This is a genomic window from Kitasatospora aureofaciens (genome assembly GCF_019192735.1).
Classification (GTDB): domain Bacteria; phylum Actinomycetota; class Actinomycetes; order Streptomycetales; family Streptomycetaceae; genus Kitasatospora; species Kitasatospora aureofaciens_A.
The window spans coordinates 122,713-133,655 of record NZ_JAHTKP010000019.1 but is presented as its reverse complement, the minus strand read 5'-3'; the positions used below and the strand labels follow the sequence as shown (position 1 = coordinate 133,655).

The 10,943-nt window shown below is 72.7% G+C and carries 1 pseudogene; it reads right to left on the bottom strand.

From position 1 onward, the window contains the following. Positions 1-10,877: pseudogene (locus KV557_RS42800) on the bottom strand (SDR family NAD(P)-dependent oxidoreductase); the annotation flags it as partial. Positions 10,878-10,943: the final 66 nt, after the last annotated feature.

The following is a 10,943-nucleotide window of genomic DNA, read 5'->3' as shown; positions in this document are numbered from 1 at the left end:
AACACGAACCCGACCTTGCCCGCACCACCCACAGTCCCGGACACCACACCCGGAACCTCACGGCCCTCGGCCAACGCCCCAAGCCCGGAGGCCAGTTCGCCACCGTCGGAGCCCAGCACCACAGCCCTATGCTCCAGCGCCGCACGCGACGTCGCCAGAGACCAACCCACATCGGCGACGTCCACATCCGCCTGCTGGACGAAGTCCGCCAACCGCTCGGCCTGACCGGCAAGACCCGCCACAGACCGACCCGACACCACCCACGGCACCACCGGCAACGCCACACCATCGGCACGGGAGACAGCCTGGTCGGGTGCCTGCTCGATGATCACGTGCGCATTGGTGCCGGAGAACCCGAACGACGACACACCCGCACGCCGGGGATGCCCGGCATCCGGCCAGGCCGTCGCCTCGGTCACCAAACGCACCGCACCCGCGTCCCAGTCCACGTGCGAGGACGGCGCATCCACGTGCAGCGTCGCCGGCACCACACCGTGCTGCATCGCGGCGACCATCTTGATGATCCCCGCCACACCCGCAGCCGCCTGCGCATGCCCGATGTTCGACTTCACCGACCCCAGCAGCAACGGCCGGTCCTCCGGCCGCCCCTGGCCGTACGTCGCCAGCAGCGCCTGCGCCTCGATCGGGTCACCCAGCCGCGTCCCCGTGCCATGGCCCTCGACCACATCCACATCACCCGCGGCCAGACCCGCGCTGGCCAGCGCCGCCCGGATCACCCGCTGCTGCGACGGACCGTTCGGCGCGGTCAGACCGTTCGACGCTCCGTCCTGGTTCACCGCCGTACCGGCAACCACCGCCAGAATCCGGTGCCCGTTGCGCAGCGCGTCCGACATGCGCTCAAGAACCAGCACCCCGACACCCTCACCCCACCCGGTGCCGTCCGCAGCCTCCGCATACGCCTTGCAGCGACCGTCCGCCGCGAGGCCGCGCTGCCGGGTGAAGTCGATGAAGGTGCCGGGCGTCGACATCACGTTGACGCCACCGGCCAACACCAGCGAACTCTCGCCCGAGCGCAGCGACTGGCAGGCCAGGTGCAGCGCCACCAGCGACGACGAACACGCCGTGTCCACCGTCACCGCCGGCCCCTCAAGACCCAGCGCATACGACACACGCCCGGACGCCACACCGCCCGATCCGCCGGTGCCGACATAGCCCTCGACGTTCTCGGACACCGCGCCGAACGGCAGGTAGTCGTGGTAGATCAGGCCGGCGAACACGCCCGTCTCGCTGCCCCGCAGCGTGCCCGGGTCGATCCCGGCGTCCTCCAGGGCTTCCCACGACGTCTCCAGCAGCAGCCGCTGCTGCGGATCCATCGCGACCGCCTCGCGCGGACTGATCCCGAAGAAGCCGGCGTCGAACTCCCCCGCGTCGTACAGGAATGCACCCTCACCGGACAGGCTCTTGCCGACCGCCTCCGGGTCCGGGTCATGGACGTCCGCGGGCCAGCCCCGATCCGCGGGGAACGGACCGATCGCGTCCCCGCGCGACTTCAGCAGCTCCCAGAACTCGCCGGGGGACGACACACCACCCGGGAACCGGCACCCCATGCCGACGATGACCACGCGGTCCTCGTCGGCGGGAACGCCCCCCGCTCCCGGAAGCACAGCCCCCGCCGATACCGCCTCGACCTCACCGACCAGCTCGCCCAGCACGAATCCGGCCAGCGCCGCCGGCGTCGGGTAGTCGAAGACCGCCGTGGCCGGCAGGCGCAGACCCGTCACCGTGTTCAGCCGGTTGCGCAGTTCCACGGACGTCAGCGAGTCGAAGCCGGTGTCACGGAATGCCCGGCCGGCCTCGATGCTCTCGGGTCCGGCCATGCCCAGCACCAGGGCGGCCTGCGCCGCAACCAGGTCGAGGACGGTTTCCGTCCGCTCGGCGGGACCGAGCGCCAGGAGCCGGGCACCCAGCGCGTTCCGGCCGTCGGCGGCCGGAACTCCGGCCGTGCGACGGGCGGACGAGCCCACGTGCCCGGCACGGACCAGACCGGACAGGAACGGCGGGACCTCACCGGAGCGCCGCAGGGCGGCCAGGTCCAGCTTGGCCGTCACCATCAGGGGGTCGGCGGCACGGGCGGCCGCGTCCAGCATGGCGAGGCCGTCGGATGCGGGCAGCGGCTTCAGGCCCTGGCGGGACATGCGCTGCCAGTCGGCGCGGTCGAGCTTCGCGGTCATGCCGTGTTCCCACGGGCCCCACACCAGGGACGCCGCGGGCAGACCGGCCCGGCGGCGCAGCGCGGCCAGGGCGTCCAGGAAGGTGTTGCCCGCCGCGTAGTTGGCCTGGCCCGGATTGCCCCAGACGCCGGCGATCGAGGAGAACAGGACGAACATGTCCAGGTCCAGGTCGCGGGTCAGCTCGTGCAGGTTCCACGCCGCGTCGGCCTTCGGCCGCATGACCGACTCCACCCGCTCCGACACCAGGGCCGTGGCAAGCCCGTCGTCCACGATCCCGGCCGCGTGGACGACGCCCGTCAGCGGCACGCCCTTCAGGACGTCCGCGAGTTCCTCGCGGTCGGCGACGTCACAGGCCGCCACAGTGACCTCGGCGCCCAACTGCTCCAGTTCGGCGACGAGTTCCGGCATCCCGGACGCCTCTGTGCCACGACGCGAGACCAGCACCAGCCGCTCGGCCCGTCCGGTCGCCACCAGATGCCGGGCGACCAGGCCGCCCAGCGCACCCGACGCACCCGTCACCAGCACCGTGCCCGCGCGGCCATCGATACCGGCCATCGCGGGCAGGGTCAGGACGACCTTGCCGATGTGACGCGCCTGGCTCAGGAACCGGAACGCGTCCACCGCGCGGCGCACGTCCCAGCACGCCACGGGCAACGGCCGCAGCACACCCTCCGCGAACAGACGGGTCAGCGACCGCAGCATCCGGCCCAGCACGTCCGGGTCCAGCTCCAGCAGGTCGAACGCCGAATAGGCGACCCCGTGGTCACGCTGCACCTGCTCCGGCTCGCGGACGTCGGTCTTGCCCATCTCGACGAACCGGCCACCGGCAGCCGTCAACCGGAGCGACGCGTCCACGAACTCCCCGGCCAGGGAGTCCAGCACCACGTCCACCCCGTGACCGCCGGACTCGGCGCGGAAGGCCTCCTCGAAGTCGGTGGTGCGGGAGGACGCGATGTGCGATGCCTCGACGCCCAGTCCGCGCACCGCCGCCCACTTGGCCGGCGACGCGGTCGCGAACACCTCCGCCCCCAGGTGCCGGGCCAACTGCACCGCCGCGATGCCCACACCACCGGCAGCGGCATGAATCAGCACCCGCTCGTCCCGGTGCAGTCCGGCCAGCTCCACCAGCGCGTACCACGCGGTCAGGAACACCAGCGGCGCACCGGCCGCCTCCGCCATCGTCCACCCGGACGGCACCGGGGCCAGCAGCCGCTGGTCCGTCACGGCCTCCGTCGTGAACGCGCCCGTGAACAGGCCCATCACCGCATCGCCCGGCCGGAGCCCGGTCACACCCGGACCGACCTCCAGCACGACGCCGGCGCCCTCCAGGCCCAGCCGGCCCGCGTCGCCGGGGTACATGCCCAGCACGTTCAGCACATCGCGGAAGTTCACGCCCGCCGCGCGCAGCGCGACCCGCACCTGACCGGCGCCCAGGGAACCCGCCTCGTCGCTGCCCAGCAGGGTGAGGTTCTCCAGCGTGCCGCGCTCGTGGAAGTCCAGGCTCCACACCCGCTCCGCCGGAACCGGCAGCCCCTCCGCGACGCGCGCCAACCGCGGCACCCGGAGCTGACCGGCCCGGACCGCGAACTGCGGCTCACCGGACGCCACACCTGCCCGCAGCCACTCCGCGACCTCGGCGGCGGAAGCGTCGTCCACGTCGGCCAGCACCAGTCGGCCCGGGTTCTCCGCCTGCGCGACCCGGACGAGACCCCAGACGGGCGCAGCCGTGACCTCCGTCGGCGCCTCGGGACCGGCGTCCACGGCGCGCCCGGTCACCACCACCAGCTGCGACGCGGACAACGCATCCGCAGCCAGCCACTCCTGCACCAGACCCAGCACACCGACCGCAGCACCACGAGCCGCACCCGCGACATCGCCAGTGCCCGGCTCCGGTGCGGCCCGCACCACCACAACCTCGGGAACGGCCTCGCCCTCGTCGATGGCCGACGCGACCAACGCCGCCAGATCCGGGTACGACACCGCGCCCGGCAATTCCTCCCCCAGGACGGCCCACCGACCGTCCGACACCTCGGACTCGGTTACCGCAGCAGGGACCCACTCCACCCCGAACAGGTCGTCGCGAGCCGGCGCCGCAGCGGCGGCGAAGGGCCGCAGGACCACGGAGCCCACCGACGCGATCAGCCCACCCGTGGCATCTGCCAGGGTCAGCGACACGCCCTCGCCGGTCCGCTCCGGGGTCACGCGGACCCGGGCCACGGAGGCTCCCGTGGCGTGCAGGTCGACGTTCTGCCAGGAGAACGGGACATCGAGCCGGTCCCGGCGCTCGCCCGTGCCCACGATCACGTGCAGGGCGGCGTCCAGCAGGGCGGGGTGCAGCCCGAAGTCGGCGGCGCTCACGCCGTCCGGAAGGGCGACCTCGGCGAACAGCTCCTCGCCCCGCTGCCACGCCGCACGTATCCCCTGGAACGCCGGACCGTACGCGAGACCGCTCTCGGCCAGCGCCGGGTAGAACCCGTCCAGGGCCACGGCGACGGCAGCGGCCGGGGGCCACTGCGTGAAGTCGGCGTCCGCACCGCTGTCGGCCGTTGTCCCGGCCGACGCCAGCACGCCCGACGCATGACGGGCCCACTCCCCCTCGGGCGTGGCCTCCTCGGCCTGGGCGTAGATGCCCACCACTCGGCGGCCGGCCTCGTCCGGCCCCTCCACCGTGACCTGCACCCGGATACCGCCCTGGGGCGGGAGCACCAGCGGCGACTCGATGACCAGTTCCTCGACCCGGCCGGAGCCGGCGTCGTCACCGGCCCGCACCGCCATCTCGATCAGCGCAGCGCCCGGCACGACCACCTGGCCGGCGACCACGTGATCGGCCAGCCAGGGCTGCCGGGCCAGCGACAACCGACCCGTCAGCACCACGCCGCCACTCGCCGGCAACGTCACCGCCGCACCCAGCAACGGGTGGCCGGGGGTCTCCAGGCCGAGGTCCTCGGCGCGGCTGCCCAGAGCGGGGGTCAGCCAGTAGTGCTGCCGCTGGAAGGCGTAGGTGGGCAGGTCGACGCGCTGGGCGCCGGTGTTCGCGTAGATCTTGTCCCAGCCCACGGCCACGCCTCGCACGAACACCTTCGCGAGCGCGGTGAGCAGCGCGCGGGGTTCGTCGCGGCCTCGGCGCAGCAGGGGGAGCCAGACTTCGGTGGCCGCGTCGTCTTCGGCGTCGGTGCGGGTCTGGGGGCCCATGCCCGACAGCACGCCGTCGGGGCCGATCTCGACGAACGTCCGCACTCCCGTGGCCCGCAGGGCCTGCGCGGCGTCGCAGAAGCGGACCGCCTCACGGACATGCTTCACCCAGTACGCGGGGTCGGTGACCTCGTCCGTCACCGGCTCGCCCGTCAGCGCCGAGACCATGGCCAGCTTGGGCTGCTGGTAGTCGACTGCGCCGACGACGCGTGCGAACTCCTCCAGCATCGGTTCCATCAGCGGGGAGTGGAACGCGTGCGAGACCTGCAGACGCTTCGTACGAGCCCCGCCCTGCGCCAACTCCTCTGCGGCCGCGAGCACTTCGTCCTCGACACCGGAAATCACCACGGCCCTGGGGCCGTTCACGGCGGCGATGCCCACACCCGCGCGGCCCGCGATCGCCTCGACGACCTGATCCTCGGTCGCCTCAACAGCCACCATGGCGCCGCCGGCGGGCAGTTGCTGCATCAGCCGACCGCGAGCAGCCACCACCGCACACGCATCCTCCAGCGACCACACCCCGGCCACGTGCGCAGCGGCCAGCTCACCGATCGAGTGACCCGCCACCACCTGCGGGCTCACGCCCCACGACTCCAGCAGACGGAACAGGGCCACCTCGATGGCGAACAATGCGGGCTGGGCCCACACCGTGTCATCGATCCGACCCTCACCCTCGCCCCGGATCACAGCCGCCAGCGAACCGTCCAGGTGCTCGGCCAGCCCGGCACAGACCGCGTCGAACGCCTCCGCGAACACCGGGAACGCCGCATACAACCCCTGACCCATGCCCACACGCTGGGCACCCTGGCCCGTGAACACGAACCCGACCTTGCCCACACCACCCACAGCCCCGGACACCACACCCGGAACCTCACGGCCCTCGGCCAACGCCCCAAGCCCGGCCACCAGCTCGCCACTATCCGAGCCGAGCACCACAGCCCGGTGCTCAAGCGCCGCACGCGACGTCGCCAGCGACCAACCCACATCGGCGACATCCACATCCGCCTGCTGCCGAACGACCTCCGCCAGCCGCTCGGCCTGACCGGCAAGACCCGCCACAGACCGACCCGACACCACCCACGGCACCACCGGAAGTACCTGGCCGTCCGCACGAGGCGCAGAAGCTTCCTCAACCGGCGCCTGCTCGATGATCACGTGCGCATTCGTGCCGCTGATGCCGAACGACGACACACCGGCCCGCCGCGGACGCTCGTCCGAGTGCGGCCACGACACCGCCGACGTCGCCAGCCGCACCGCGCCCGCGTCCCAGTCCACGTGCGAGGACGGCTCCTCGGCGTGCAGCGTCCTCGGCACCTGCTCGTACTGCAGCGCCAGCACCGTCTTGATGACGCCCGCGACACCCGAGGACCACTGGGTGTGCCCGATGTTGGACTTCAGCGAACCGAGCCACAGCGGCCGGTCCTCCGGCCGCCCCTGGCCGTACGTCGCCAGCAGCGCCTGCGCCTCGATCGGGTCGCCCAGCTTGGTACCCGTCCCGTGGCCCTCGACCACATCCACATCGCCCGCGGCCAGACCTGCGTTGGCCAGCGCCGCACGGATCACCCGCTGCTGCGACGGACCGTTCGGCGCCGTCAGACCGTTCGACGCACCGTCCTGGTTCACCGCCGACCCGCGCACCACCGCGAGCACCTTGTGCCCGTTGCGCAGCGCGTCCGACAGCCGCTCCAGCACGACGACGCCGGCGCCCTCGGCCATGCCCATGCCGTCGGCCTGCTCCGAGTACGCCTTGCAGCGACCGTCCGCCGCGAGCCCCTGCTGACGGCTGAACCAGGCGAGCCACGACGTGGTGGCGTGCACGGTGACGCCGCCGGCCAGCGCCAGCGAGCACTCCCCCGACCGCAGTGCCTGGCCGGCGAGGTGCAGCGCCACCAGCGACGACGAACACGCCGTGTCGACCGTCAGTGCCGGTCCTTCCAGCCCGAGCGTGTAGGCCACCCGGCCCGAGATCACGCTGGGAGCGATGCCCGACTGCAGATGGCCTTCGAGTTCCTCGGGCGCGTTGGCGCCGTAACCGGACGAGGACGCGCCCACGAAGACCCCGGTCGCCGAGCCGCGCAGCTCCCCCGGGTCGATGCCTGCCCGCTCGAAGGCCTCCCAGGAGAGTTCGAGGAGCAGCCGCTGCTGCGGGTCCATCGCCAGCGCCTCACGCGGGCTGATCCCGAAGAACCCCGCGTCGAACGCCCCGGCCCCCGTGATGAATCCGCCGCCGCGCGTGTAGAAGGTGCCGGCCCGGTCCGCGTCCGGGTCGTAGAGCTGCGACAGGTCCCAGCCCCGGTCGGCGGGGAGTTCCCCGACCGCGTCCCCACCGGCGGCCAGCAGGTCCCACAGCTGCTCCGGAGCGCTGACATCGCCGGGGAGGCGGCAGCTCATCGCCACGATCGCGATCGGCTCGTCCGCCCCTGCGACCGTCCGGACCGGAGCCGTGGGCTCGTCCGCGTGCCCCAGCGTTTCCGCCCGCAGGAACTCGGACAGCGCCACGGGGGTCGGGTAGTCGAAGATCAGCGTGCTGGGCAGCCGCATGGCGGCCGCGGTGCTCAGCCGGTTGCGCAGCTCGACCCCGGTCACCGAGTCGAACCCGAGTTCCCTGAACGTGTGCGCGGGGTCGAGCGCCTGCGGGGAGGCGTGTCCGAGGACGGCCGCGGCGTGCGTCCTGATCAGGTCGAGGACCACCTGGTCCTGCTCGGGCTCCGGTCGGCCCACGAGCTGCCGCAGCAACCCGGTGGCGGAGTCGAGCGGAGGTGCCACGGCCGGTTCGCCCTCCGACTGCGGCAGCTCCAGCACGGGCGACGACACGCCGCTGTCGAGCCAGAAGCGCTCGTGCCGGAAGGCGTACGTCGGAAGGTCCACCGGCTCGCCGGACGGGAGCACCGCGCTCCAGTCCACCGGCACGCCCTGCACGAACGCGCGGGCCAGACCCGTCACCACGCTCGCGGTGCCCTCGTCGTTCCGCCGCTGCAGCGGTACGAAGACGGCTTCCTCGTTCCCGATGCCGGCCACGATGTCCGGGCCGAGCGAGGACAGCGACCCGTCGGGGCCGACCTCGACGAACACCGAGACGCCCTGCTTCGCGAGAGCGGCGACGGCGTCGGCGAAGCGCACCGCCTGGCGCGTCTGCGCCGGCCAGTACCCGGGCTCGCACTCGGTCACCAGCTCACCGGTCAGCGCACCCGCCCAGATCATCTGCGGACGGCGGTACTCCAACCCGGCTGCCACGGCGCCGAGTTCGTCCAGCACCGGGTCCATGGCGGGCGAGTGGAAGGCATGCGACACCCGCAGCCGCCGAACCCGCCGACCCCGCTCACGCCACACCTCCACCAGCTTGTCCACGGCGTCGGTCTCACCCGAAACCACCACGGACTCCGGCCCGTTGACCGCCGCGATCGACACACCCTCGGCAAGCGAGGAAACAACGTCCGCCTCCGGCGCGTTGATCGCCGCCATGGCGCCACCGCCGGGCAGCGCCTGCATCAGCCGGGCACGCGCCGCCACCAGCCGAGACGCGTCCTCCAGAGAGAGGACCCCGGCCACGTACGCGGCCGCGACCTCGCCCACCGAGTGGCCGACCACGGCGTCCGGCGTCACACCGGCCGCCTCCAGCACGGCCGCGACACCGACCTCGAAGGCGAACAGCCCCGCCTGCGCGTACAGCGTCTGATCCGCCAGAGCCTCGTCAACGCCCTCGGCGGCCAGGACCACGTCCCGGACCGAAATCCCGAGTTCCAGCTCCAGCAGCCCGCACACGCGATCAAACGTCTCCGCGAAGACCGCACTGCCCTCGTACAGGCCGCGCCCCATGCCGACCCACTGCGAACCCTGACCCGCGAAGATCAGACCCACCCGAGCACCGGCACGCGCCACACCCGACACCACCGACCCCGCCGGCACACCGGCGGCCACGTGGTCCAGGCCGGCCGCCAGCTCCGCACGGTCGGCACCCATCACCACAGCCCGGTGCTCGAACGTCGTCCGCGTCGTCGCCAACGACCGTGCCACGTCGGCCGGTTCCAGCGCCGGCCGAGCGGTCACCCACTGCCGCAGCCGGCCCGCCTGAGCCGCCAGCCCCTCCGCCGACCGACCCGACACCACCCACGCACCGGCACCGGACAGCACCGGCGCCACATCCTGCACCTCGACGGCCTCGGCCGTCGGCGCCTCCTCCAGGACGACGTGGACGTTGGTCCCGCTGATCCCGAACGCCGACACACCGGCACGACGTGTGCGCTCCCCGGCGGGCCACGGCACCGGCTCCGCCAGCAGCCGCACCCCGCCCGCCGACCAGTCCACCTGCGGCGACGGCTCGTCCGCGTGCAGCATCGCGGGCAACTCGCCGTGCTGCAGCGCCAGCACCATCTTGATCACACCGGCCACACCGGCGGCCGCCTGCGTGTGCCCGATGTTCGACTTCACCGAACCCAGCCACAACGGCCGGCCCTCCGGCCGCTCCTGGCCGTAGGTCGCCAGCAGCGCCTGCGCCTCGATCGGGTCCCCGACCCGGGTCCCCGTCCCGTGCGCCTCCACCGCGTCCACATCGGCGGCCGAAAGACGCGCGTTCGCCAGGGCACGGCGGACGACCGCCTGCTGGGCCCGGCCGTTCGGGGCGGTCAGGCCGTCGCTGGCCCCGTCGGAGTTGATCGCCGATCCGCGCAGCACGGCCAGGACGGTGTGGCCGTTGCGCACGGCGTCGGACAGGCGCTCCAGGACGATCAGACCGACGCCCTCCGACCACACGGTTCCGTTGGCGGAAGCCGAGAACGGCCGGCACACGCCGTCGGCGGACAGCGCCCGCAGCCCGCTGAACGCGACGAAGTTCCCCGGAGTGGCCATGACGGACACGCCACCGGCGAGCGCCAGCGAGCACTCGCCGGAGCGCAGGGCCTGCACGGCGAGGTGGATGGCGACCAGGGAGCTGGAGGCGGACGTGTCGACCGTGAGCGACGGCCCGTGCAGTCCGAGCAGGTACGAGATCCGGCCGGACATCACGCTGGTCGTCGTGCCGGTGAGCAGGTAGCCCTTCACGCCTTCCGGCGCCTCCTGCAGCCTGGGGCCGTACTCCCTCGGCTCGGCGCCCACGAACACGCCGGTCCGGGTGCCCCGGATCGCGGACGGGGTGATGGCGGCGCGTTCCAGGGCCTCCCACGAGGCTTCGAGCAGGAGGCGCTGCTGGGGGTCCATCGACAGGGCCTCGCGCGGCGGGATGCCGAAGAAGGCCGCGTCGAAACCGGCCGCGTCGTCGAGGAAGCCGCCCCGGGTGAGATACGTCTTCCCCGCGCTCTCCGGGTCCGCGCCGTACAGGGATTCGAGGTTCCAGTTCCGGTCCGTGGGGAAACCGGAAATGGCCTCCCGCCGCTCGGCCAGAAGGCTCCACAAGTCCTCGGGGGAACGGACCCCGCCGGGGTAACGGCAGCTCATGCCGACGATCGCCAACGGCTCCGTACCGGCTGCGGCAATGTCCGTCAGGGCCGGCCCATCAGTCTCGTTCACAAATCCCTCGGCATTCGGGAGGTTGAGAGTGCGATACCTGGTCGAAAGTCTTTCAGC